Origin of the sequence: Terribium retamae, assembly GCF_022347545.1 — a bacterium.
Classification (GTDB): Bacteria; Pseudomonadota; Alphaproteobacteria; order Rhizobiales; family Rhizobiaceae; genus Mesorhizobium; species Mesorhizobium retamae.
Window position 1 is genome coordinate 645452 of record NZ_JAKREW010000001.1, and the last position, 23735, is coordinate 669186.

At 60.2% G+C, this 23735-nt stretch carries 25 protein-coding genes and 1 tRNA gene; 2 read left to right on the forward strand and 24 right to left on the reverse strand.

Annotated features, from left to right (window positions below; all coding sequences use genetic code 11):
• Positions 1–38: 38 nt before the first annotated feature.
• Positions 39–314, reverse strand: a complete 276-nt coding sequence (locus tag L4923_RS03065; RefSeq protein WP_239361945.1) for a hypothetical protein — start codon at positions 312–314, stop codon at positions 39–41.
• Positions 315–377: 63 nt separating this feature from the next.
• Between L4923_RS03065 and L4923_RS03070 the strand changes: the two genes are divergently transcribed.
• Entirely contained in the window at positions 378–1547 is a 1170-nt protein-coding gene (locus L4923_RS03070; protein ID WP_239361946.1) for a cystathionine beta-lyase, read from the forward strand.
• Between the two features lie 68 nt (positions 1548–1615).
• On the opposite strand, the gene L4923_RS03075 is transcribed toward L4923_RS03070, so the two are convergent.
• From L4923_RS03075 to L4923_RS03155, 17 genes are all read right to left on the reverse strand, one after another.
• Positions 1616–1999 (reverse strand): hypothetical protein, encoded by a 384-nt coding sequence (locus tag L4923_RS03075; protein ID WP_239361947.1) that lies wholly within the window; start codon positions 1997–1999, stop codon positions 1616–1618.
• A 124-nt stretch (positions 2000–2123) separates the two neighbouring features.
• A tRNA-Lys gene (locus L4923_RS03080) sits at positions 2124–2198 on the reverse strand.
• A 187-nt stretch (positions 2199–2385) separates the two neighbouring features.
• The gene (glpK, locus tag L4923_RS03085) at positions 2386–3876 is read right to left on the reverse strand and encodes a glycerol kinase GlpK (RefSeq protein ID WP_239361948.1); all 1491 of its coding nucleotides are present in this window, start codon (positions 3874–3876) and stop codon (positions 2386–2388) included.
• An 87-nt stretch (positions 3877–3963) separates the two neighbouring features.
• Positions 3964–5688 (reverse strand): ABC transporter substrate-binding protein, encoded by a 1725-nt coding sequence (locus tag L4923_RS03090; RefSeq protein ID WP_239361949.1) that lies wholly within the window; start codon positions 5686–5688, stop codon positions 3964–3966.
• Positions 5689–5764: 76 nt separating this feature from the next.
• Positions 5765–6172 carry a DUF2160 domain-containing protein gene (locus L4923_RS03095; protein ID WP_239361950.1) on the reverse strand — a complete coding sequence of 136 codons (408 nt, stop codon included), beginning with the start codon at positions 6170–6172 and terminating at the stop codon, positions 5765–5767.
• Complete coding sequence (locus L4923_RS03100; RefSeq protein WP_425530893.1) at positions 6172–7086, reverse strand: carbohydrate ABC transporter permease; 915 nt, start codon at positions 7084–7086, stop codon at positions 6172–6174. The genes L4923_RS03095 and L4923_RS03100 overlap by 1 nt, the downstream gene beginning before the upstream one ends.
• 1 nt (position 7087) lies before the next feature.
• Positions 7088–7954, reverse strand: a complete 867-nt coding sequence (locus L4923_RS03105) for a carbohydrate ABC transporter permease (RefSeq protein ID WP_239361951.1) — start codon at positions 7952–7954, stop codon at positions 7088–7090.
• Between the two features lie 2 nt (positions 7955–7956).
• Positions 7957–9024, reverse strand: coding sequence for an ABC transporter ATP-binding protein (locus L4923_RS03110; protein WP_239361952.1), 1068 nt, complete (start codon positions 9022–9024; stop codon positions 7957–7959).
• A gap of 9 nt (positions 9025–9033) precedes the next feature.
• The gene (locus tag L4923_RS03115) at positions 9034–10113 is read right to left on the reverse strand and encodes an ABC transporter ATP-binding protein (RefSeq protein ID WP_239361953.1); all 1080 of its coding nucleotides are present in this window, start codon (positions 10111–10113) and stop codon (positions 9034–9036) included.
• Between the two features lie 20 nt (positions 10114–10133).
• On the reverse strand, positions 10134–11663 hold the full coding sequence (glpD, locus tag L4923_RS03120) for a glycerol-3-phosphate dehydrogenase (RefSeq protein WP_239361955.1): 1530 nt from the start codon (positions 11661–11663) through the stop codon (positions 10134–10136).
• 129 nt (positions 11664–11792) lie between these two features.
• The gene (locus L4923_RS03125) at positions 11793–12560 is read right to left on the reverse strand and encodes a DeoR/GlpR family DNA-binding transcription regulator (RefSeq protein WP_239361957.1); all 768 of its coding nucleotides are present in this window, start codon (positions 12558–12560) and stop codon (positions 11793–11795) included.
• A gap of 116 nt (positions 12561–12676) precedes the next feature.
• Positions 12677–14089: a pyridoxal phosphate-dependent decarboxylase family protein gene (locus L4923_RS03130; RefSeq protein ID WP_239361959.1), complete on the reverse strand. Its 1413-nt coding sequence runs from the start codon at positions 14087–14089 to the stop codon at positions 12677–12679.
• 104 nt (positions 14090–14193) lie between these two features.
• A complete protein-coding gene (locus L4923_RS03135; RefSeq protein ID WP_239361960.1) occupies positions 14194–14991 on the reverse strand; it encodes a transglutaminase family protein in 798 nt (265 codons plus the stop codon).
• Positions 14992–15060: 69 nt separating this feature from the next.
• Positions 15061–16002: an alpha-E domain-containing protein gene (locus tag L4923_RS03140; RefSeq protein ID WP_239361961.1), complete on the reverse strand. Its 942-nt coding sequence runs from the start codon at positions 16000–16002 to the stop codon at positions 15061–15063.
• 78 nt (positions 16003–16080) lie between these two features.
• The gene (locus L4923_RS03145) at positions 16081–16431 is read right to left on the reverse strand and encodes a four helix bundle protein (protein WP_343302643.1); all 351 of its coding nucleotides are present in this window, start codon (positions 16429–16431) and stop codon (positions 16081–16083) included.
• Positions 16432–16464: 33 nt separating this feature from the next.
• The gene (locus tag L4923_RS03150; protein WP_239361962.1) at positions 16465–17877 is read right to left on the reverse strand and encodes a circularly permuted type 2 ATP-grasp protein; all 1413 of its coding nucleotides are present in this window, start codon (positions 17875–17877) and stop codon (positions 16465–16467) included.
• A 168-nt stretch (positions 17878–18045) separates the two neighbouring features.
• The gene (locus tag L4923_RS03155) at positions 18046–18282 is read right to left on the reverse strand and encodes an Lrp/AsnC ligand binding domain-containing protein (RefSeq protein WP_054311233.1); all 237 of its coding nucleotides are present in this window, start codon (positions 18280–18282) and stop codon (positions 18046–18048) included.
• A gap of 313 nt (positions 18283–18595) precedes the next feature.
• Between L4923_RS03155 and L4923_RS03160 the strand changes: the two genes are divergently transcribed.
• Complete coding sequence (locus L4923_RS03160) at positions 18596–19108, forward strand: hypothetical protein (RefSeq protein WP_239361963.1); 513 nt, start codon at positions 18596–18598, stop codon at positions 19106–19108.
• Between the two features lie 51 nt (positions 19109–19159).
• Here the strand turns inward: L4923_RS03160 and tgt are convergent, their stop codons facing one another.
• The 6 genes from tgt to coaD all read right to left on the reverse strand — a co-directional run bounded on the left by tgt (position 19160) and on the right by coaD (position 23700).
• The gene (gene tgt, locus L4923_RS03165; RefSeq protein ID WP_239361964.1) at positions 19160–20290 is read right to left on the reverse strand and encodes a tRNA guanosine(34) transglycosylase Tgt; all 1131 of its coding nucleotides are present in this window, start codon (positions 20288–20290) and stop codon (positions 19160–19162) included.
• A 131-nt stretch (positions 20291–20421) separates the two neighbouring features.
• Positions 20422–21492: a tRNA preQ1(34) S-adenosylmethionine ribosyltransferase-isomerase QueA gene (gene queA / locus L4923_RS03170; protein ID WP_239362067.1), complete on the reverse strand. Its 1071-nt coding sequence runs from the start codon at positions 21490–21492 to the stop codon at positions 20422–20424.
• A 95-nt stretch (positions 21493–21587) separates the two neighbouring features.
• Complete coding sequence (locus tag L4923_RS03175; protein ID WP_239361965.1) at positions 21588–22037, reverse strand: DMT family transporter; 450 nt, start codon at positions 22035–22037, stop codon at positions 21588–21590.
• 5 nt (positions 22038–22042) lie between these two features.
• Entirely contained in the window at positions 22043–22558 is a 516-nt protein-coding gene (locus L4923_RS03180; RefSeq protein ID WP_239361966.1) for a peptidylprolyl isomerase, read from the reverse strand.
• A gap of 23 nt (positions 22559–22581) precedes the next feature.
• Positions 22582–23166, reverse strand: coding sequence for a peptidylprolyl isomerase (locus L4923_RS03185; protein ID WP_425530894.1), 585 nt, complete (start codon positions 23164–23166; stop codon positions 22582–22584).
• Between the two features lie 33 nt (positions 23167–23199).
• Complete coding sequence (coaD, locus tag L4923_RS03190) at positions 23200–23700, reverse strand: pantetheine-phosphate adenylyltransferase (protein ID WP_239361967.1); 501 nt, start codon at positions 23698–23700, stop codon at positions 23200–23202.
• Between the last annotated feature and the right edge of the window lie 35 nt (positions 23701–23735).

Below are 23735 nucleotides of genomic sequence, written 5' to 3' on the forward strand. Positions count from 1 at the left end.
TGTTTGGGCGCGTTGCCCGATTTTTTGTGCGAACCCCATCAGCCATTCCGGCCCACTTCCGGAACGCGGCTTCCTAGCCGACGCACGAGCTGCTCCCGTTCACGAAGAGCATCGAAGGCGATAATTCCCGTGAGGTCAAGAAAAATGACCGAACCGTAGCGGCCAATAAGCAAATAATATCGACGCTCCAACAAACGCCCACTTAGCACTGCCGCAACCTTCGGCAGATCGACGAAATTCAACCCCAAATTGCTCAAAAAGCAGGACAAGTTCCGCGCTTTCTGGTCCACCTGAAGCGCTACACTGGCAACCATCCAGCGGTTGCGCCGTCGTCCTGCCCGCTCTATCCCTTCCCAACCTCAGCAGGCAGCAGGATCATGGCGAAAAACAACGGCAATTGGGGCATCAACACAAGGCTCGCTCATAGCGGCAACGATCCGCGCGACTTCTTCGGCTTCGTCAATCCACCGGTGGTGCATGCCTCCACCGTGCTCTATCCCGATGCCGCCACGATGAATTCGCGCGGCCAGAAATACACCTACGGCACGCATGGGACGCCCACATCGGACGCGCTCGCCGCAGCAATCGATGAACTCGAGGGTTCTGCCGGCACCATCATCGTGCCGTCGGGCCTGGCGGCTGTGACGGTGCCGTTGCTCGCATTCGCCGCGGCCGGCGACCACGTCCTGGTGGTTGACTCCATCTACCGGCCGACGCGGCACTTTTGTGACACCATGTTGAAGCGCATGGGCGTCGATATCGAATATTACGAGCCCCGGATCGGTGCCGGTATCAAGGCTCTGTTTCGGCCGAACACCAAGATCGTGTTCACCGAATCGCCAGCCTCGAACACATACGAAGTCCAGGACATACCAGCGATCTCGAAGGAGGCGCATGCCATCGGTGCGGTGGTCATGATGGACAACACCTGGGCGACGCCGCTGTATCTGCGTCCTCTCGACCACGGTGTCGACATTTCCATCCACGCCGCCACCAAATACCCCGGCGGCCATTCCGACGTGCTTCTGGGCACCGTTTCGGCCAACGAGGCATGCTGGCCGCAATTGCTCGCCGGCTTCGATGCGCTGGGCTGCTGTGCTGGCCCCAACGACGTCTATCAGGTGCTGCGCGGGCTGCGCACCATGGGTGTGCGGCTGGAACACCATGGCAAGAACGCCCTGGAAATCGCCCGCTGGCTGGAAACCCAGGCCGGGATCGCGCGCGTGCTCCATCCAGCCCTGCCGAGCCATCCCGACCATACTTTGTGGAAACGAGACTTCTCCGGCGCCAGCGGCGTCTTTTCGATCGTACTTGCCGGTGGCGGCCAGAAACAGGCGCACGCATTCCTGGATGCATTGAAGATCTTCGGCCTCGGCTATTCATGGGGCGGCTATGAAAGCCTCGCCGTACCGGTCTTCCTCGGCGACCGCACGATCGCCAAAGGTCCATATGAAGGTCCGCTGATCCGCCTCCAGATTGGCCTCGAAGATATCGAGGACCTCAAGGCCGACCTGATGGCGGGTCTCACCGCCGCGCTAGAAGCCTAGCGCAGGATCCCGAATCGGAGACTACCGGAGCAGAAAGCCCCAGGCTTTCGGGATCATGTGCCTCGCGCTCAATCCGCCGATCTGCCTGGAAGGTTGCCGGCATTCCTGAGTGCAGCGATCAGCAGGCTGGTGTGGCCGAGAACGTCGGCCTGCGCCTGGGCCTGCAACGGCAGGCCATGCCAGGTCTCAAGCGGCTCGATGAAACCGGTGAGCGCGCCATTGACCCTGCAGGCGTCAAGCGCCTGGCCGTTCTTGGTCAGCGCCAGGATACCGACCTCGCCGGCATCGTAACGGATACCGGCGATCCGCTGGAAGCGATAGTCTCCTTCTACGCGCACATCAAAGGCCAACTGACCTGCGGTGCGGGCGGCGATATCCGTCACCTTCTCCGAAAAACTGGTCGACAGCGAGCCGGCGGCCCGAACCGCCATCTCGAACAGGACTGTATCCAACTCCGCCGCCATGATGGGCCCACTGTGCTGCGGGCAACGAAACAGGCAATTGGGCCACGCGCGTTTTGCACAGCGTAGCAGCGCACTAAATTAGAACAATGTAAAATTTTTCAGCTGGTTAAGATGGTGAGCCGGGAGGGGATCGAACCCTCGACCACATGATTAAAAGTCACGTGCTCTACCGCTGAGCTACCGGCCCATCCTGGCTTTCTGGCCGGAACATCGCCCGGCTTTTGCCGACCGCGTTTCCGAATGCCGGTCCGCCTGAAAAGTGGGCGGAACATAGGGAGAGTGCCCCCCATGGTCAACCGGAAAAAAGCCGATTTCCAAACCGCTGCGGACAACCGGCTTTTTTGCAGCAATAACAATGCCCATAGGCATCAAAATTACGCCGTCAGCGTTCGCTTCACGGCATCGTGCCAGCCTTTGAGCTTGGCTATTCGCACCTTCGCATCCATTTCCGGCTTGAAGCGGCGGTCCAGCGACCAGGCTTTGGCGAAGTCCTTCATCTTGGGCCAAACCCCGGCCTTCGAGCCGGCCAGCCAGGCTGCGCCGAGCGCCGTGGTTTCCAGGATGGTCGGACGATCGACCGGCGCGTCCAATAGATCGGCGAGCCGCTGCATGGTCCATGTCGACGCCACCATGCCGCCATCGACGCGCAGCACCGTCTTGCCGTTGGCGGTCTTCCAGTCCTTCTTCATCGCATCGAGCAGGTCACGCGTCTGAAAAGCCACTGATTCCAGTGCCGCACGGGCGAATTCCGCCGGGCCCGAGTTGCGCGTCAGGCCATAGATGGCGCCGCGCGCGTCGGCATCCCAGTGCGGCGCGCCCAATCCGACGAAAGCCGGCACCAGATAGACGTCCTGTGCATCGTCGGCTTGCGCGGCAAGCTCACCGCTATGCTCGGCCTTGCCGATCACTTTGATGCCATCGCGCAACCATTGCACAGCTGCCCCCGCGACGAAAATCGAACCTTCGAGCGCGTAAGTCGTCTTGCCGTTCAGCCGGTAGGCGATGGTCGTCAGCAACCGGTTCTTCGACCGCACGATGTCCGCGCCGGTGTTCAGCAGTGCAAAGCAGCCCGTGCCATAGGTGGATTTCATCATGCCCGGTTCAAAACAGGCCTGCCCGATGGTGGCAGCCTGCTGGTCGCCGGCGACGCCGAGGATCCTGACTTCGGCGCCGAACAGCTCTTTCTCAGTCGTTCCGAAATCATCGGCGCAATCCTTCACCTCGGGCAGCATCTGCGCCGGGATGTTGAGGATGCGCAGCAGTTCATGGTCCCAGCTGTTCGTGGCGATGTTGTAGACCAATGTTCGCGAGGCATTGGTGGCGTCAGTTGCATGTACCTTGCCGCCGGTCAGCCGCCAGATCAGGAAACTGTCGATGGTGCCGGCGAGAAGCTCGCCGCGCTCAGCGCGCTTCCTGGCACCTTTCACCTTGTCCAGCATCCAGGCGATCTTGGTGCCGGAGAAGTAAGGATCGAGCAGCAAGCCGGTCTTCTTGGTGAATTTCGGCTCCAGGCCCTGCTTGCGCAGCTTGGCGCACAGCGGCGCGGTGCGGCGGTCCTGCCAGACGATGGCGTTATGGATCGGCTTGCCCGTCGCCTTATCCCAGATGACGACCGTCTCGCGCTGGTTGGTGATGCCGATTGCGGAAACGTCGGAGGCCTTGCAGTTCGCCTTTTTCAGCGCGGCCTTGACGGTGTGGACAACGCTTGCCCAGATTTCTTCCGGATCATGCTCGACCCAGCCGGATGCCGGAAAGTGCTGGGTGAATTCCTGCTGACCGACGCCGGCAACTTTCATGGCGCCGTCGAAGAGGATCGCACGCGAGGATGTCGTGCCCTGGTCGATCGCTAACACGAAGCCTGTCATATCTTCCCCTCTGCGCGATACGAGAAGGGAGACGGCTTAACGCCGCCTCCCCGTTTTTTCGAATGCGGGCTGTAGCCCGCACCGTTTTTACTTCTGCCAGCTCTTCACCAGCTCGTCATAGTTGATGGTGATCGGCTTGTCCTTCTCCGGCTCGATCTTGAGCTGCGGCGCCAGGTTGCCCTTCGAGACGGCATCCTTGTTCCAGTACTCGAGGTCGTGCTCTTCGGCGAGCTGGGGACCGATGTCACCCTGCACGCCAGCCTTCTCGAGGCGACCCAGCACCTTCTCCTGCTCAGCGCACAGCGAGTCCATCGCCTCCTGCGCCGTCTTGGCGCCCGAGGATGCATCACCGATTGCCTGCCACCACAGCTGCGCCAGCTTCGGATAGTCCGGCACGTTGGTGCCAGTCGGCGACCACTGCACGCGGGCCGGCGAGCGATAGAACTCAATCAGACCACCGAGCTTCGGCGCGCGGTCCGTGAAGCTCTTGTGGTGGATCGAGCTTTCGCGGATGAAGGTGAGACCGACATGGCTCTTCTTCACATCGACGGTCTTCGAGGTGACGAACTGTGCATAGAGCCACGCGGCCTTGGCACGATCATCCGGGGTCGACTTCATCAAGGTCCAGGAACCCACGTCCTGGTAGCCAAGCTTCATGCCCTCCTTCCAATAGACGCCATGCGGGCTCGGCGCCATGCGCCACTTCGGCGTGCCGTCGGCGTTCACCACCGGCAGACCGTCCTTGACCATGTCGGCGGTGAAGGCCGTATACCAGAACATCTGCTGGGCGATGTTGCCCTGAGCCGGAACCGGGCCGCTTTCGGAGAACGTCATGCCCTGCGCCTCAGCCGGAGCATAGGCCTTCAGCCAGTCCAGATATTTCTGGATCGCATAGACCGAAGCTGGGCCGTTGGTGTCGCCGCCACGAGCCACGCAGGATCCGACAGGCTGCGACTTCTCGTTGACCTTGATACCCCATTCGTCGACCGGAAGACCGTTCGGGATGCCCTTGTCCCCGTTACCGGCCATCGAGAGCCAGGCGTCGGTGAAGCGCCAGCCAAGGGACGGGTCTTTCTTGCCATAATCCATGTGGCCGAAGACCTTCTTGCCCTCGATCTCGCGACCGTTGAAGAACTCGGCGATATCTTCATAGGCAGACCAGTTGACCGGCACGCCAAGGTCGTAGCCGTACTTGGCTTTGAAGTCGGCCTTGTTCTTCTCATCGTTGAACCAGTCGTAGCGGAACCAATAGAGGTTCGCGAACTGCTGGTCAGGCAACTGGTAGAGCTTCTTGTCCGGTGCTGAAGTGAACGAGGTGCCGATGAAATCGGCGAGGTCGAGGTTCGGGTTGGTGACGTCCTTGCCTTCGTTCGCCATCCAGTCGGTCAGGTTGCGCACCTGCTTGTAGCGCCAGTGCGTACCGATCAGGTCGGAATCGTTGACCCACGCGTCATAAAGGTTCTGACCCGTCTGCATCTGGGTCTGGATCTTTTCGACGACGTCGCCTTCCTGGATCAGGTCGTGCGTCAGCTTGATGCCGGTGATTGCCGAAAAGGCCGGCGCCAGCACTTCCGATTCATAGGAATGCGTGGTGATGGTTTCCGACACCACCTTGATCTCCATGCCGGCGAACGGCTTGGCGGCGTCGATGAACCACTGCATCTCCTTTTCCTGGTCGGCGCGGGAAAGCGTCGACACATCGCCGATTTCCTTGTCCAGGAAGGCTTTCGCCTCATCCATGCCTGCGTAGGCGTTGCCCATGCCAGCAAGCAGGGCGAGCGCGGTGGTCGATATCAGAAATTGCCGTCGCATAGGTCTCCTCCAAAAATAGTTTTAGTATGCTCCGGATCGACAGCGAACCCGCTGTCTCCCCGACGGTTTTCTCCCTCTATACGTAGCGGAACACCGCAATGGCGTAGACCACGGAGAGAGCGAGAGCCCACCACAGGCCGGCTCCGACGAGACCCAGCCAAGCGAGATGGATGAAGGCGCTGCCGAGCAGCGAAATGAAGAGGCGGTCGCCGCGCGTCGTCTCGAAACGCAGCACACCGACGCGCGGATTGCCGCCCGGCGACGCATATTCCCACACTGCCATGAGCGACAGGATGCAGAAGATGGTCAGGAAGAACATGGCCGTCGGGAAGGTCCAGGCCATCCAGCCGCCGGCGATCAGCGGCGCGCCCCAATCGCGCGCACCATCCTGAACCGGAACGAAGGATGCCAGCAGCCCCGATGCGCCAAGATAGACGGCGATCACGACAATGAGAGGAAAGATCCAGTTGCGAGAGACAGCCATCAAACCCTCCCCAGGGCGAAGCCCTTGGCGATGTAGTTGCGCACGAACCAGATCACGATGGCGCCCGGGATCAGCGTCAGCACGCCTGCGGCAGCGAGCAGGCCCCAGTCCATGCCGGACGCCGAGACGGTTCGCGTCATGACGGCGGCGATCGGCTTGGCATCCGTGGTGGTCAGCGTGCGCGCGAGCAGCAGTTCAACCCATGAGAACATGAAGCAGAAGAAGGCGGCCACGCCGATGCCGCTCGCGATCAGCGGCATGAAGATCTTGAAGAAGAACCGCGGGAATGAATAACCGTCGATATAGGCGGTCTCGTCGATCTCCTTCGGCACGCCCGACATGAAGCCCTCAAGGATCCACACCGCCAGCGGCACATTGAACAGGCAGTGCGCAAGCGCCACGGCGATATGCGTGTCGATCAGGCCGAAGGCTGAATAGAGCTGGAAGAACGGCAGCGCAAACACGGCCGGCGGCGCCATCCGGTTGGTCAGCAGCCAGAAGAACAGGTGCTTGTCGCCAAGGAAGCGATAGCGCGAGAAGGCGTAGGCCGCCGGCAAGGCAACTGCAACCGAAATCACCATGTTCATAACGACATAGGTGATCGAGTTCACGTAGCCCATGTACCAGGACGGATCGGTGAAGATGATCCGGTAGTTTCGCAATGTCGGCTCGTGCGGGTAGAGCGTCAGGCCGGACACGATCTCCGTGTTGGTCTTGAAGCTCATATTGACCAGCCAGTAGATAGGCAGCAGCAGGAAGATGATGTAAAGCGTGGGGATCACCCACCAGAACTTCGATTCCTCGCCACGCTTGCGCATGCGCTGCGCAAGCTGCTCCTGCGAAAGACCGCTCCTCAGTGAACCCGCGGCAACCGCCGTATCCGTCGGATTTGTCCGTTCGTTTGCGCTCGCCATATCAGCGCTCCGCGTCGTAGTTGGTCATGACGGTGTAGAATACCCATGACAGCAACAGGATGATCAGGAAGTAGACCAGCGACATCGCAGCCGCCGGACCGAGGTCGAACTGGCCGAGAGCCATCTTGACGAGATCGATGGAGAGGAAGGTGGTCGAATTGCCGGGGCCGCCGCCAGTGACGACGAACGGTTCGGTGTAGATCATGAAGCTGTCCATGAAACGCAGCAGAACCGCGATCAGCAGCACCCGCTGCATCTTCGGCAACTGGATGTAGCGGAAAACCGCCCAGCGCGAAGCGCCGTCGATCTTGGCCGCCTGGTAGAAGGCATCCGGGATCGAGACGAGGCCTGCATAGCACAACAGCACGACAAGGCTCGTCCAGTGCCACACATCCATGATGATGACCGTGAACCAGGCGTCGAGCGGGTCCTGCACGTAGTTGTAGTTGAAGCCCAGTTTGTTCAGGTAGTAGCCGAACAGGCCAATGTCGCTGCGGCCGAACACCTGCCAGATCGTGCCGACGACATTCCAGGGAATGAGCAGCGGCAACGCCATCAACACCAGGCAGACCGGGACGCCCCAGCCCTTCTTCGGCATGTTGAGCGCGATCAGGATACCGAGCGGAACTTCGATGGCGAGGATGATGGCGGAGAAGACCAGGTTCCGCCCCATCGCTTGCCAGAAGCGAGAGGAACCGAGCAACTCCTCGAACCATTCGGTGCCTGCCCAGAAGAACTGGTTATTCCCGAACGTGTCCTGAACCGAATAATTGACCACCGTCATCAGCGGGATCACGGCGGAGAAAGCCACCAGCACCAGCACCGGCAGGACGAGAAACCAGGCCTTGTTGTTCCAGGTTTTCTCCATGGTCAGGCCCTCATCTCGACGCGCCAGGAATCGGCATAGACATTGATGCCGGCCGGTTCGAAACGCAGCTTCGGTTCAGCGGGAATTTCCTCGTCTTCGCCGACGATCGCCGCGATCTCGCGGCCCTCCAATTTGGCGCGGACAACCTTGTGGCGACCGACATCCTCGACCTTGCTGATCGATACGCCGATCCCGACGCGACCGAGGCGCACATATTCGGGTCTTATCCCAAGCTCCATCGATCCGCCGGTTTTTTCCGGAGCTCCGGGAAGCACGATCGCCAGTGAGCCGAACTTCGCGGTCTTGCCCTCGACCTCGACCGGCAGCACGTTCATGCCGGGCGAGCCGATGAAATAACCGACGAAGGTATGTTTCGGCCGCTCGAACAGTTCCGCCGGAGTACCGATCTGGACGATGCCGCCATCATACATCACAACCACCTGGTCGGCGAAGGTGAGCGCCTCTGTCTGATCGTGCGTGACGTAGACCATGGTGTAGCCGAAGCGGCGGTGAAGCTGCTTGAGCTGCGAGCGCAACACCCACTTCATATGCGGATCGATGACCGTGAGCGGCTCGTCGAAGAGGATCGCGTTGACGTCCGAGCGCACAAGGCCGCGGCCGAGTGAGATCTTCTGTTTCTGGTCGGCGGTGAGGCCCCTCGCCTTACGCTTGGCCCAGTCGGCGAGCCCGATCATGTCGAGTGTCTCGCGCACCTTGCGATCGACATCGCCTTCCGGCACGCCGCGGTTACGGAGCGGGAAGGCCAGATTGTCGTAGACTGTCATGGTGTCGTAGATGACCGGAAACTGGAACACCTGCGCGATGTTGCGTTCCTGCGTCGACAGCTTGGTGACGTCATGTCCGTTGAAGAGCAGCTTGCCATGCGACGGATGCAGCAAGCCGGAAATGATGTTCAGCAGGGTCGTCTTGCCGCAGCCCGATGGACCGAGAAGCGCATAGGCGCCGCCGTCCTGGAACGTATGGTGCACTTCCTTCAGCGCGAAATCCGTCTCTTTCTGCGGGTTAGGCAGGTAGGAATGGCGGATATGATCGAGATCGATGCGTGCCATTTTGATGCCTCACGCTGCCAGCCGCGGCGCGCCGACCGCTCGGCCGGACGCGTCGAAAACCATGATGTGACGCGGGTCGATGAACACCTCGACCTCCTCGTCAGCTGTCAGATCGAGGATGCCGTGGGAAAGCATGACCCAGCGCGCATCGGCGAAATCGAGATGCACGAAGCTTTCCGAGCCGGTGATCTCGGTGATCGAAACCTTTGCACGTACGGGCACGGCCTGATCGTTCGGTCGTTCCAGCGAAAGATGATGCGGCTGGAAACCGACCGTGTAGCTGGCATCGGCAACACCGGTGATATCCGCCGGCACCGGCAGGCTCACGCCGCCGTCAAGCAGGAACTTGGCGCCGGATTTGCGCAGGACGATCGTGTTGAGCGGCGGATCGGCAAAGGTCCGGGCCGTGATCAAGTCGTTCGGCTTGCGGAAAACCTCGATGGTTCGACCGAACTGCGTGACCTTGCCTTCCGACAGCGTCGCCGTATTGCCGCCGAGCAGCAACGCCTCATGCGGTTCCGTGGTTGCATAAACGAAGATGGTGCCGGCCTCGGCGAAGATCCTCGGCAATTCGGCACGCAACTCTTCCCGCAGCTTATAGTCCAGATTGGCCAGCGGCTCGTCCAGCAGCACCAGGCTGGCGTTCTTGACGATCGCGCGGGCAAGCGCGGTGCGCTGCTGTTGGCCGCCGGACAGATGAAGCGGCGTGCGCTCCAGATAGGGCGTCAGCTTCAGGAGGTCCGCAGCCTGCCGCACCTCTCGGTCGATCTTGGTCTTGTCGGCGCCGGCGACGCGAAGCGGCGAGGCGATGTTTTCATAGACCGTCATCGCGGGATAGTTGATGAACTGCTGGTAGACCATGGCGACGTTGCGCTTCTGCACCGGCACGCCGGTCACGTCCTTGCCGTCGAACCAGATGCTGCCCGAAGTCGGCCGGTCGAGCCCGGCCATCAACCGCATCAAGCTCGTCTTGCCGGACAGCGTCGGCCCCAGAAGCACATTCAGCGAGCCATGCTGCAGCGTCAGCGATACGTCGTCGATGTGCGTTGCCGCACCGACGACCTTCGAGACGTTCCGCAATTCCAGCATTCGGTTTCCTCCCTATGCCGCTATTCGGCGGCAGCTATATGCGGACCGCTGATGCGGCGCAGGAATGCTTCCAACTGGGCAGTTTGCTCACGATCGAAATGCAGACCACGCTTGGTCCTGCGCCACAATATGTCTTCGGCAGTCCGCGCCCATTCATTTTCGACGAGATAGCGCACCTCTGCCTCGTAGAGGTCGGCGCCGAAATCCTGGCCAAGATCGGCCGTCGACTTGGCCAGCCCGAGCAGGGAGCGCGCGCGCGTACCGTAGAGCCGCACCAGACGCCTCGCCATGCGGGTTTCCAGAAACGGATAAGACGTCTTGAGTTTGGCGACTTCAGCATCATAGCCGGTTGCGGGGAAATCGCCGCCGGGAAGCGTACCTTTGGCCGTCCAGGGCTCACCGCGTTTGCCGAGAAAGCCCTCGATCTTCTCCAACATCGATTCCGCCAACCGGCGATAGGTGGTGATCTTGCCACCAAAAGCGTTGACAAGAGGAGCTACACCCTCCCCGCCTTCGGCTTTCAGCACATAGTCGCGCGTTGCCTCCTGTGCCTTGGAAGCGCCGTCGTCGAAAAGCGGACGGACCGCCGAATAGGTCCAGACAATATCGGCGCGCGTTACCGGGTCTGCGAAATACTCGCTTGCAGCCGCACACAGATAGTCGATCTCGCCTTCGCTGATCGTCACATGATGCGGATCGTCGGAATAATCGCGATCCGTCGTACCGATTAGCGTGAATTCTTCTTCGTAGGGAATGGCGAAGATGATGCGGCCATCCTTGTTCTGGAAGAAATAGGCGCGCGGATCGTCGAATTTCTTACGCACGACGATGTGGCTGCCCTGCACCAGCCGCACATTGTGTACATCGTTCTTGCCGATGGTTTTCGCCAGCACATGATCGACCCAGGGGCCCGCGGCATTGACCAGCAGCTTCGCCCTGACGGTTTCCGTCTTGCGGTCGCGCAGATCTTCGACCGTGACCACCCACAGATTGCCTTCGCGGCGGGCAGCAACCACCTTGGTACGTGTGCGGATAATCGCGCCGCGATCAGCGGCATCGCGGGCATTCAGCACGACCAAGCGCGCGTCGTTGACCCAACCGTCGGAATACTCAAACGCTTTGGAAAACAGCGGCTTCAACGGCTTTCCTGCCGGATCGCTCCGCATGTCCAACGTCTTCGTTGCCGGCAAAAGCTTGCGACCGCCGATGTGATCATAGAGGAAAAGACCGAGCCGCAGCATCCAGGCCGGACGCGGTCCGCCGGCGAAAAAAGGCAACACAAATCGCATCGGCCAGATGATGTGAGGCGCGTTGCGCCAGAGCACCTCGCGCTCCATCAGCGCCTCCCGCACAAGGCGGAACTCATAGAATTCGAGATAACGCAGGCCGCCATGGATGAGCTTTGTCGAGCCGGAAGATGTCCCACTCGCCAGATCGTTCATCTCGGCAAGAAAAACGGAATAGCCGCGGCCGACCGCGTCGCGCGCGATGCCGCAACCGTTGATGCCACCGCCGATGACAAAAATGTCATAGACCGGAGTTCCGTCCAAACCGCCCTCCCAGGTTTTCGCATTGCAGCATTGAGAGCCGCATTTCGAAAGCGGTTGGATGTTATTTCGAAAATAGAACGAATGTCAAACGAAATTCAGCCCAACGAAAAAATGTAGCGCTTCTCTGTATCAGGATCGTGACGTCTCGATGAGTTGAACTTCGGAGTCCGCGCAGATCTTGCGCACCGACGGGATATCGCAGCGGTCGGTTATGAAGGTGTTGACCTGCGAGAGATGACCGATGCGCACGGGTGCCGTGCGTTCGAATTTGGTGCAATCCGAAACCAGGATGACATGGCGCGTATTGGCGATGATTGCTTGTGCCACCTTCACTTCGCGAAAATCGAAATCGAGCAGCGCGCCATCATGATCGATGGCCGAAGCGCCGATCACTGCATAGTCTACCTTGAACTGCTTGATGAAATCGACCGCGGCCTCGCCGACGATACCGCCGTCCGAACCGCGCACGACGCCGCCCGCAATCACCACCTCTATCGAAGGATAGACACGCATCCTGTTGGCAACATTGATGTTATTGGTGATAACCATCAGGCCGGCATGATCGAGAAGAGCCTTGCTTACGGCTTCTGTCGTGGTGCCGATATTGATGAACAGCGAGGCGTTGTCCGGGATAAGCCGCGCGGCAGCTTGCCCGATCGCTTCCTTTTCATCGGCAGCGATCTGTCGTCTTGCTTCATACTCCATATTCTCGATGCCTGACGGGAACAGCGCACCGCCGTGGACACGCGTCAAGAGCCGCTGGTCGCACAAGTCGTTGAGATCTTTGCGGATGGTCTGCGGGGTTACATCGAAATGCGCGGCAAGATCATCCACCAGCACACGCCCTGCCTCCTTGGCCATCTGGATGATCTCGGCATGGCGTGGCGACAGGTACATTGTAGCAGTTCCCATTTTCGTTTTTGTTACGTATAGCCAAAAACGAAAATGGAAGAAATGCAAGAGCCTGCAGCGGGGAGATGCCCTTCTTCCTGATTGTCTCCTTCGGCGATGATCTATGAAAGACCGCGCGCGATCTCGACAATCACGTCGAAAGCCGCATCGACATCTACCTGTTCCACATCGAACTGCCCGACCTGGAAACGGATCGCCACCCGATCATCAACGCGTGTCTGCGTGAGATAGATGCGGCCATCGTCATTGATGGCATTGACGAGTCTCAGATTGTGTTCGTCCGCGTCCTGTCCCTCGCCTGCCTGATGACGGAATGAAAACAGCGAGAGCATCGGTGCAGTTACGAGCTCGAAATCCGGCTCTTTCGAAAGCCGCTCCGCCAGTGCGGCGCTCCATCTCACATGGTTGCGGATCATGGTGCGCAGTCCTTCCAGTCCGTGTGCGCGCATCAGGAACCACAATTTCAGTGCCCGGAAGCGCCTACCCAGCGTCACCGTCCATTCCGAGTAATTGATGATGCCGTCATGGCCATGTGTCTTCAAATATTCAGGCTTGATCGCCAGCGTACGCACATGACTTTCCGGATCGCGCACGAACTGGACCGAACAGTCGAAGCTGGCGCCCAGCCATTTGTGCGGATTGAAGACAATGGAATCGGCCGATTCCGCGCCGTTCCAAAAATGCCGGAACTCCGGGCAGATCATCGCGGCGCCGGCCCAGGCTGCATCGACATGCAGATAAAGGTCGTAACGCCGGGCGATCTCCGCAACAGCCGCGATGTCATCGGTGCCACCAATACTGGTCCCCCCGACGCAAGCGACGATGCCTGCAGGCAGGAAGCCCGCTTCCTTGTCAGCCAGAATTGCAGCTTCCAGCGCAGCTGCGTCCATCGAACGCAGCGCGCCAATGGTGGGAATACGCACCAGGTTCTCATCGCCTATGCCGGCGACCCAGATCGCGCGATCGATCGACGTATGCACCTGGTTCGAGCAGTAGATACGCAGCCGCCTCTGTCCGGGCAGACCTTTTTTGTTGCCGTCCCAGTCGAGCGCACGCTCCCGCATCGTCAGCACGGCAGCCAGCGTGGCCGACGAAGCCGAATCCTGGATTACCCCGGAGAATCCTTCAGGCAGCCCTAAAGCCTGGCGCAGCCAGTCGATCATTTTCGTTTCAAGTTCGGTCGCGGCAGGCGAGGTCTGCCACAACATGCATTGAGCAGCGACGGCGGTGACCAGATACTCGGCGATAACCGAAACACGTGCCGCGTTCGCCGGAAAATAGGCGAAGAAGCGCGGATGCTGCCAATGGGTCATCCCGGGCATGATCTTGACCTCGAAATCGGCGAAGATCGCCTCCATCTCCTCAGCCTGTTCCGGCGGCGAGGCCGCGATCTGCTTCATGATCGAACCCGGCGCTACCTGTGGCCGCACCGGCTTGTCGCGTACCGTATCGCGGTAATCCGCGCCCCAGTCCGCGGCACGCCGCGACCACGCACGGAACTCTTGGCTATCCATACCGCCTCCTCCTCGAATTCGGCCCAAGCATGATTAACATGTGCATTAAGATGCTGGACCGCAGCACGCAAGGCGCATCGAGGCGTTTGCTATCGCCGTTACGGCTATTGCTGCACGACCGTGATCGAAACCGCGAGTTGTTCGCGCCCCTGGCCCAGACGAATGCCGGACACCGGCATGGCGTCGCGATAATCGCGGCCGGTCGCCACCCGAACGTAACGCTCGTCCGGCGAGATTCCGTTGGCGGCATCGAAAGAGACCCACCCTAATCCCGTGACATGGGCTTCAGCCCAGGCGTGGCTCGCCACCTGCTCGAGAACACCATCCATCATCAGGTAACCGCTGATGTAACGCGCCGGCAGGCCGAGCAGCCGCGCAGCGGAAATGAAGACGTGGCTGTGGTCCTGGCACACACCGGTTCCAAGGCTGAGCGCTTCCTCTGCTAGCGTTTCGGCGTTGGTACTGCCTGGCTGGTAGCTGATCCGATCGCGCACGAGCCTCATCAATTTATGCAGTCGTTCGATCTCGGTGCCCTCGCCGAGTCCGCCGACAAGACCGCGAATGCCTTCGCCGGCAGCCGTCAACGGCGTTTCGCGCAGGAATAGCCAAAGCGGCGCGAACCCCTGATGCGGGCCATAGACGCCCGCCTTGTCGATGGTCTCCACTTCGCCGCTCGCCTCGACCGCAATGACATGCGGCTCGCCTTCGACGCTGACGAGACGTGTGTCGTTGGCGAACTGGTCGCGGAAATGCACTTCTTCCCTGGCACCTTCGATCTGCAGCGCCCAGGATTGCACCGTTTGTGTCGGTCCCGAACCCGGCACGAGCCTTAGGCGTTGCAGCGCATAGCTCACCGGGGCGTCGTAGCTGTATTCGGTCCTGTGGGAGATCTTGAGACGCATGGTGATGCAGCCGATCAGGGCGTGTTGAGTTTAGGGCGAGGTGGAATGGCTGGATCCATCTGGTACGCCCTAGTAGAACCGGTAGTCTTCCGCGATCTGGTCGCCAAGACGCGTGTTCTCGGCTATGAAATTGCCGAGGAATTCGTGCAGCCCGGCGTCGAAGACGTCCTTGATCGAGCCAACCTTCAGCATTGCATGGATTCGCTCTGCCGTCGCATGGCTGGCATGGCGCGCACCATAGTCGCCGCACAGGAAATTCAGGTGCTCGAGGATGAATCGATAGCAGAAGGTCAATGAACGCGGCATGCGCGCGTTGACGATCAGATAATCAGCGATGTTCGTCGGCTTGTACTCTGCCTCGTAGACCCAGCGGTAGGAACGATGCGCCGATACCGAGCGCAGGATCGATTCCCACTGGTAGTTGTCGAGGGTCGAGCCCACCCAAGAGATCGACGGCAACAACACGTAATACTTCACATCGAGAATACGGGCAGTGTTGTCGGCACGTTCGAGATAAGTGCCGAGCTGCGAGAAATCGAAAATCTCGTTGCGCAATTGCGTGCCGAAGAGCGAGCCGCGGATCAAAGCCGTTTCGCGTTTGACCGCATCGAGCACCGAAGGCAGGTCGCGCTGATCGATCGGCCTGGCGAGCATCCGCTTCAGGGCCATCCAGGCCTCATTGGTGCTTTCCCATGTCTCTCGCGTAAGCGCAGTGCGCACCATGCGTGCATTGTTGCGCGCCGTCTCGATCGACGACATGACACTGGACGGGTTCGACGTATCCCGCAACAGGAAGTCGGCAACGTTGGCTGCGGTGAATTCCGAATATTTCTGCTCGAAAGCGACATCGGAACCCGCACTGATCAAAACCGAGTGCCATTCTTCCGAGGCATCCTGCGTGCGCGTCAGCGCCATCCGCAAGCCGGCATCGACCAGCCGCGCCATGTTCTCCGCCCGCTCGATATAGCGGTTCATCCAGTAGAGGCCATTGGCGGTGCGTCCGAGAAGCATCATTCTGCTCCGCAGACGAGCGAGTAGCGAATAGGGAGTAGTGAGTAGGGGATCATAATCTCTGCTGCAAACTCCTGATCATAGAACGAAGCATTTTGCCGATTTCATCTGCCGATCCGAGCAAGGCCTCGCTTCCTTCTCAGGGATCAGGCCGACCCTTCCAGATAAGATCAAATGCGTCTCCAGCTCCTTGAGAGAGCCCTGAGCTACTCGCAGGAACTGGACAAAAGCACCTGTATTCTCTCTTCCATGCCCCTCGGCGATGTTCGCGGCAATAGACGTTGAAGAACGTCTTATCTGTGAGGTCATGCCACAGACCTCGCTCGCAGGAAAATTCCGGGTCACCGAATAACATGTCACAGCAAGTTCAACCGCGGCCTGCCAGACCAGCAGGTCCCGATACGATTTGATGCCCGTCTTCCCTTCCACGACTATTCGCTACTCTCTATTCGCTACTCGCTCTCAATCATCCAACACCCACGTATCCTTCGTGCCTCCCCCTTGAGAGGAATTGACCACCAGCGAACCCTCCTTCAGCGCCACGCGCGTCAGCCCGCCAGGCACCAGTTGAATGCGGTCGGACACGAGCACATAGGGCCTGAGATCGACATGGCGCGGCGCCAGCCCCTTCTCGGTCATGATCGGACAGGTGGAGAGCGCCAGGGTCGGCTGGGCGATGTAGTTGGCAGGCTTGGCAGCGAGTTTCTTGGCGAATTCCTCGCATTCCTTCTTGGTTGCCGTCGGGCCGACCAGCATGCCGTAGCCTCCGGACCCGTGCACCTCCTTGATGACCAGTTCCGAGATGTGTTCCTGGACATATTTCAGGCTGTCCGGCTCGGAGCAGCGCCAGGTCGGGATGTTGCCGAGGATCGGCTTGCGACCGGTGTAGAACTCGACGATTTCCGGCATGTAGGAATATATCGCCTTGTCGTCGGAAATGCCGGTACCCGGCGCGTTGGCGATGGTGATGTTGCCGGCGCGGTAGACATCCATGATGCCCGGCACGCCCAGCGCTGAATCCGGACGGAAGGTCAGCGGATCCAGGAAAGCATCGTCGACGCGGCGGTAAAGCACGTCGATCTGCTTGTAGCCCTCGGTCGTGCGCATCGCGACATGGCCGTCGACGACACGCAGATCCTGCCCCTCGACCAGTTGCACGCCCATCTGGTCGGCCAGGAAAGCGTGTTCATAATAAGCGGAATTGTAGATGCCCGGCGTCAGCACCGCGATGGTCGGAGTGCCCTCAACGCCCCTTGGTTTGACTGCCGCCAGCGATTGCCGCAGAAGCGCCGGGTAGTTCTCGACCGGCCGCACTTTGATCTGCTGGAATAGCTCGGGAAAGAGCTGCATCATGGTCTCGCGATTCTCCAGCATGTAGGAGACGCCCGACGGCGTGCGTGCGTTGTCCTCCAGTACATAGAACTCGTTTTCGCTGATGCGCACGATGTCGACGCCGATGATGTGCGTGTAGACGCCGGCTGGAGGCCGCACGCCGATCATCTCCGGCAGGAAGGCCTCATTGGCGGCGATCAACTGTTTCGGGACACGCCCTGCCCGCAGGATTTCCTGGCGATGGTAGATGTCGTCCAGGAATGCGTTGAGCGCTTGAACCCGCTGTTCGATGCCCAGCGCCAGGCGGCGCCATTCCTGGCCCGAAATGATGCGCGGCACGATGTCGAAGGGAATGAGACGCTCGGAGGCTTCTTGCTCGCCATAGACGGCGAAAGTGATGCCGGTTTTCCGGAAGACCCGCTCGGCGTCCTCCATTTTCTGGGTAAGTCGGCCGGGGTCTTGTTCTTTCAGCCAGCGATCATATGCCGAGTAAGGTCTCCTCAGCCCGGTCGTTTCCGGAAGCATCTCATCGAAAGCTGCCAAACGCGTACTCCCCTCTGACGCCATTTCAACTGGCGTCGGGGAGGAAATCAAGCGCAATCGGCAATTTGCATCGTTACAGCTCGCTAGCCGTCAAAATTGCACGATCATCGGGCGGCAAAACAGCTTTCCGAGCAAGGAGTGCTTACTTGGCGGGCACTTTACCGTTCTCTAAAATGCCCGGAACGTCACCGTCGTGAAGGTGTCGGAGATACCCGGAATGATCTGCACCTTCTCATTGACGAAATGGCCGATATCCTGGTCGTCGTCGATGTAGAACTTCGCGAGCAGATCGTAATGGCCGGCTGTCGAATAAATTTCTGAGGCAAGCTCGGCATCGGCGAGCGCGGCGGCCACTTCATAGGCCTTGCCGAGTTCACATTTGAACTGCACAAAAAACGTCTTCACGGGCAGGCCTTCCTTTGTTTCGCGTCCGTTTTGGCAGACGCGCCCGATGCATTCAAGCCGATTTCAGACAGGAATGACCACCCGTCGCTTGCCGCCACGGCACATTCCATCCAGACATCTGGCTATGGGTGCCGCGCGTCGCCAACACATCGTAGCCGAATGAGAACACCGAACTGTGGCCCTGCATAGGACAACGATTGACGCCTGGACCAGCAGTGCTAGCCGCTCGAATTGAGATTTCCAACCAAGCGATTTTGATCACCGAATCCGGCTTCGCCAGGCTCCGACAAACCTTCCCATTCCAGAGAAAACGATGCGCCTCCTCAAAAACCGAACCAGGGCTGCGGCCGCATTGTTGCTCGCGACAGGCCTGATCGGTGCGGCCCCCTCCATCGCACCCGTTGCGCCAGCACAGGCTCAGACCGAATACCTGCCGACCAAGAAGGATTTCATCGGCAAGTGGAAACTGGCTGGATCGGCTATTCGGCCACCGCGGGATCTGAAGGGATCCCCCACCGAGAAGGAGGAAGCGGCTGCCAACGAGTTCCAGCAGACGGTGACCGCGTTCTACTCCGCTTTCGATTATCTGGAGATCAAAGCCGACGGTACCTACAACTTCCATCAGCCGGGCGACCCCGCGTCAGGGCCTTGCGTCTGGTGCGGGAGTTGGTCGTTCGAGAACGATTCGCTGTGGCTTAAACTTGACACGGCGCCTCGGCTCGACATCTACGCCGAGGGTGGCGATATCCAGATGACTTACACGGCGGAGCCCGAAAAAACGTCCAAATACAAATGGCAGGTTTTCGGCTGGTCAAAGCTCGATTGATGGATAGCGCCCAACGGGCTTCCCGAATTCCAGGGCTGACATGGCGGCGTACTAGAGGGGCGGCAGATCGCCCCTCACCCAACCCTCAGTGATCACGGCAGCGCGATCCTGGAACTGACCGGCCGCGATCGCGTCGCGGATATCCTGCATCAGCCTCTGGTAGTAGGAGAGATTGTTCCAGGTCAGCAGCATGGCGCCCAACGCCTCCTGCGAACGCACCAGATGATGCAGATACGCGCGCGAATAATCGCGCGCGGCCGGACAGTCGCTCTCTTCGTCAAGCGGACGCGGGTCGTCGGCATGACGTGCATTGCGCAGATTGATCTTGCCTCGCCTGGTATAGGCAAGCCCGTGACGCCCTGCCCGCGTCGGCATCACGCAATCGAACATGTCGATGCCGCGCGCCACCGATTTCAGAATGTCGTCGGGTGTGCCGACACCCATCAGATAACGTGGCTTTTCGACCGGCAATTCCGGACAAGTGATGTCGAGCATGTCGAGCATCACGGCCTGAGGCTCGCCGACGGCAAGCCCACCAACCGCGTAGCCTTTGAGATCCATCGCCGACAGCGCCTGCGCTGAACGCACGCGAAGCGGCGCGATATCGCCACCCTGTACAATACCAAACATCGCCTTGCCGGGCTGATGACCAAAGGCCGTCTTGCAGCGTTCGGCCCAGCGAAGCGACAATTCCATTGCCCGCTCAATCTCCTTGGCGTCAGCCGGTAGCGCCGTGCACTCGTCGAGCTGCATCTGGATATCAGAATCGAGCAGGCCCTGGATTTCGATCGAGCGCTCCGGTGACATCTCGTATGGCGAGCCGTCGATGTGCGAGCGGAAGGTGACACCCTGTTCGGTCAGTTTCCTGAGCTTCGACAAGGACATGACCTGGAAGCCACCGGAATCGGTCAAAATCGGATGCGGCCAGCGCGCGAATTCGTGCAGGCCGCCCAGTCGCGCCACACGCTCGGCGCCCGGCCGCAGCATCAGGTGATAGGTGTTGCCCAGGATGATGTCGGCGCCGACGCCGCGCACCTGGTCCATATACATGGCCTTGACCGTGCCGCCGGTGCCCACCGGCATGAAGGCCGGCGTGCGGATCTTGCCGCGCGGCATGGAGATTTCGCCGCGTCGCGCCTTGCCGTCCGTGGCGATCAGGGAGAAGGAAAAGTTGTCGTTCATGCGCTGCCTTTAGCCGCCGGCGCGGAGCAAGACAATCCGGGGTAAAACCCTTGTTCGGCCCGACTGCGTTTTCGGCAGCCCGGTTCCAGGATTCGACAAGGCCAAGGCACCGAAATCCGACCTCGGGACCGCTACGCCCTGAAGAGCAGGCTGCCGTCGCCGTAGGAATAGAAGCGATACCCGGCGTCGATGGCATGCCGATAAGCGGCACGCATCGTGTCCAGTCCGGCAAAGGCCGAAACCAGCATGAACAGCGTCGAACGCGGGAGGTGGAAATTCGTCATCAGCGCATCGGCGGTGCGAAACTGATAGCCGGGCGTGATGAAGATGTCGGTCGCGCCGGACCACTCGCGAAGCAGGCCATCCTCGCTCACGGCACTTTCCAGCAGCCGCATAGACGTCGTGCCGACGCAGACAATGCGATTGCCGCGCGCCTTGGCGGCGTTCAATGCATCCGCCACCTCAGTCGAGACATAACCGATCTCGGCATGCATCTTGTGGTCGGCAGTATCGTCGACTTTCACCGGCAGGAAGGTACCCGCGCCGACATGCAGGGTCACGAACCGGCGCTCGATGCCCTTTGCATCCAGTGCCGCGAACAAATCAGGAGTGAAGTGGAGGCCGGCGGTTGGCGCAGCCACGGCTCCTTCCTCCCGCGCGTAGATGGTCTGGTAATCGGCAAGGTCGCGTGAATCGTCATCGCGCTTGGAAGCGATGTACGGCGGCAACGGGATGTGGCCGACTGCGTGCAACGCCTCGTCCAGGAAAGCGCCGGAAAGATCGAAACCTAGGAGCGCCTCGCCACCATCACGCTTTTCGAGCACCGTGGCATCAAGCTGGCCGAGGAAACAGGAATTGGCGTCATGGCCGAAATGGATGCGGTCGCCTTGCGCGATACGCTTGCCCGGACGCATGAACGCCAACCAACGGTCGGCACCCGTGCGCATGTGCAGCGTAGCCTCCACTTGGGCGGCAGCCTCGCCACGCCTTCTGATACCGCGCAGTTGCGCGGGAATGACCTTGGTATCATTGAAGACCAGCACGTCGCCCGGATCGAGCAGCGACGGCAGGTCGCGCACCACCTTGTCGGTCAGCTCCGCGCCCGGCCGCACGACCAAGAGCCGCGCGGCATCGCGTGGTTCGGCAGGGCGAAGCGCGATACGCTCCTCAGGCAGGTCGAAATCGAAGAGATCCACTTTCATGGCAGCGGCAATAGCGCGATCCGGACCAATGCGCCACCGTGGCTTTTGCACCACCAACGCCCTGATCCGGCGGTAGTCTCATTCTCTGCTCGACATCAATAGAGCCGGATCATCAGCGCGCCCACCAGCAACAGTGCAGCACCGACAATGCGCCCCATCGAGATTTCGCGGACCGCCACGCCGAGAAAACCGATCCGGTCGACCAGCATGCCTGCCAGAAGCTGCCCAGCGACAAGGAAAGCCATCAGCGCGGCGGCGCCGATCCTGGGCGTAAGAAGCACTGAGCTCGTGACATAGACCGCACCAAGCGCTCCGCCTGCGAGGAAGAGCCACGGCGCCGGTGCGCGCCAGTCGATGGCGATGCCCTGTGCCCGGGTGGTGAAGAACGTGACGACACCAAGGACGATCGCGCCGGCCAGGAACGAAATGGCGGCAGCGGCGACAGGCACACCCAGCCCGCGAGCGAGCTGGGCATTGATAGGAGCCTGGATGGCGATGAAGGCGCCCGCAAGGACGCCGAGAAGCGACCAGAGAACGCCAGCCATCGGATTTAGGCCGCGACGTCCGCTGCGACCTTCAGCGACACGATCTTGTCGGGATCCTGCACGGGCTCGCCGCGCTTGATCTTGTCGACATTCTCCATGCCTTCGATGACCTGACCCCAGACCGTGTACTGACGGTTGAGGAAGCCGGCATCCTCGAAGCAGATGAAGAACTGCGAATTCGCCGAATTCGGGTTCTGTGCGCGTGCCATCGAGCAGGTGCCGCGTGCGTGATTGACGTTGGAGAATTCGGCCTTCAGGTCCGGCTTTTCGGAACCGCCCATGCCGGCGCGCGATGGATTGAAATCCTTGCCGCCCGACTTGCCGAACTTGACGTCGCCGGTCTGGGCCATGAAGCCGTCGATGACGCGATGGAAGACGACGCCATCATAGGCGCCTTCACGTGCCAGTTCCTTGATGCGGCCGACATGGCCCGGTGCGAGATCCGGGAACAATTCGATGACGACCTGACCCTTGGTCGTTTCCATGATCAGCGCGTTTTCGCGATCCTTGATTTCAGCCATTTTGGATATCCTTTTGATAAAACTTAGTTCTTGTCAGCGGCAATGCGAACCTTGACCATACGGTCGGGGTCGGAAACCGACCCGTTGTCGGCAGCGTCGCCCTTCTTGATGTTGTCGACCAATTCCATGCCCTTCTCGACATTGCCGACAATGGTGTATTGGCCATTGAGCGACGACGCGGGCGCGAACATGATGAAGAACTGCGAATTCGCCGAGTTCGGATCCTGCGACCGCGCCATGCCGACGACACCCCGCACGTACTTTTCCTTGGAGAATTCGGCCGGCAGGTCGGGTTCCTTCGAACCACCGGTGCCTGCGAGGCTGGCATCGAAGCCCTTTTTCATATTGCCATACTGCACATCACCGGTCTGAGCCATGAAGCCGTCGATGACACGGTGGAAGGCTACGTTGTCGTAGGCACCCTCGCGGACCAGCTTCTTGATCTGGGCGACATGCTTGGGCGCGAGGTCAGGCCGCAGGGCAACGATCACGTCACCATCCTTCAACGTGATAACCATGGTGTTTTCAGGATCTGCCGCAAAAGCCTGCGACGCGCCGAAAAGGCCGGCAAGCACGACGAGGAAAGCGGCAAGCTTTTTGAGCTGCATGGAATGATCTCCGAAATATCTAGGGTTCAGAACCTATTTCGCGAATTTGGCTTTGAGTGCGCCGGCAACAGCCACCGGAACAAAGGGGCGAATGTCGCCGCCCATCGAGGCTATCTGGCGGACCAATGTGGCCGTAATCGTGCGCACCGACGGGCTCGCCGGCAGAAAAACGGTCTGCAGCTCCGGCGCCATCGTTTCGTTCATGCCGGCCATCTGCATCTCGTAATCGAGATCGGTGCCGTCGCGCAGGCCGCGGATCATGATCGAGGCGCCGTTTTTTCGGGCCGCATCGATAACCAGCCCGGTGAAGGAGACGACGCGGATGCGCTTGGCTTCACTGCCGAACTCGGCAGCGGCAGCCTTTTCGATCAGTTCCGCACGCTCATCGAAGGAAAACAGCGGTGTCTTCGACGCTTGGATGCCGATCGCCGCAAAGACCGTGTCGGCGATCGCCAGCGATGCCTTCAGCACATCGAGATGGCCGTTGGTCAGTGGGTCGAAAGAGCCGGCATAGAGAGCGATGCGTTCGGTCATGATGCTGCTTCTAGCGGGCAGCGGGCCGGAACGCA

Bases quoted from the DNA above. Each gene is read 5' to 3' on its own strand.
- L4923_RS03065 (WP_239361945.1), bottom strand. From the start codon at position 314: ATGGTTGCCAGTGTAGCGCTTCAGGTGGACCAGAAAGCGCGGAACTTG.
- L4923_RS03070 (WP_239361946.1), top strand. From the start codon at position 378: ATGGCGAAAAACAACGGCAATTGGGGCATCAACACAAGGCTCGCTCAT.
- glpK (WP_239361948.1), bottom strand. From the start codon at position 3,876: ATGACAGGCTTCGTGTTAGCGATCGACCAGGGCACGACATCCTCGCGT.
- L4923_RS03090 (WP_239361949.1), bottom strand. From the start codon at position 5,688: ATGCGACGGCAATTTCTGATATCGACCACCGCGCTCGCCCTGCTTGCT.
- L4923_RS03095 (WP_239361950.1), bottom strand. From the start codon at position 6,172: ATGGCTGTCTCTCGCAACTGGATCTTTCCTCTCATTGTCGTGATCGCC.
- L4923_RS03100 (WP_425530893.1), bottom strand. From the start codon at position 7,086: ATGGCGAGCGCAAACGAACGGACAAATCCGACGGATACGGCGGTTGCC.
- L4923_RS03105 (WP_239361951.1), bottom strand. From the start codon at position 7,954: ATGGAGAAAACCTGGAACAACAAGGCCTGGTTTCTCGTCCTGCCGGTG.
- L4923_RS03110 (WP_239361952.1), bottom strand. From the start codon at position 9,024: ATGGCACGCATCGATCTCGATCATATCCGCCATTCCTACCTGCCTAAC.
- L4923_RS03115 (WP_239361953.1), bottom strand. From the start codon at position 10,113: ATGCTGGAATTGCGGAACGTCTCGAAGGTCGTCGGTGCGGCAACGCAC.
- L4923_RS03125 (WP_239361957.1), bottom strand. From the start codon at position 12,560: ATGTACCTGTCGCCACGCCATGCCGAGATCATCCAGATGGCCAAGGAG.
- L4923_RS03130 (WP_239361959.1), bottom strand. From the start codon at position 14,089: ATGGATAGCCAAGAGTTCCGTGCGTGGTCGCGGCGTGCCGCGGACTGG.
- L4923_RS03135 (WP_239361960.1), bottom strand. From the start codon at position 14,991: ATGCGTCTCAAGATCTCCCACAGGACCGAATACAGCTACGACGCCCCG.
- L4923_RS03140 (WP_239361961.1), bottom strand. From the start codon at position 16,002: ATGCTTCTCGGACGCACCGCCAATGGCCTCTACTGGATGAACCGCTAT.
- L4923_RS03160 (WP_239361963.1), top strand. From the start codon at position 18,596: ATGCGCCTCCTCAAAAACCGAACCAGGGCTGCGGCCGCATTGTTGCTC.
- tgt (WP_239361964.1), bottom strand. From the start codon at position 20,290: ATGAACGACAACTTTTCCTTCTCCCTGATCGCCACGGACGGCAAGGCG.
- queA (WP_239362067.1), bottom strand. From the start codon at position 21,492: ATGAAAGTGGATCTCTTCGATTTCGACCTGCCTGAGGAGCGTATCGCG.
- L4923_RS03175 (WP_239361965.1), bottom strand. From the start codon at position 22,037: ATGGCTGGCGTTCTCTGGTCGCTTCTCGGCGTCCTTGCGGGCGCCTTC.
- L4923_RS03180 (WP_239361966.1), bottom strand. From the start codon at position 22,558: ATGGCTGAAATCAAGGATCGCGAAAACGCGCTGATCATGGAAACGACC.
- L4923_RS03185 (WP_425530894.1), bottom strand. From the start codon at position 23,166: ATGCAGCTCAAAAAGCTTGCCGCTTTCCTCGTCGTGCTTGCCGGCCTT.
- coaD (WP_239361967.1), bottom strand. From the start codon at position 23,700: ATGACCGAACGCATCGCTCTCTATGCCGGCTCTTTCGACCCACTGACC.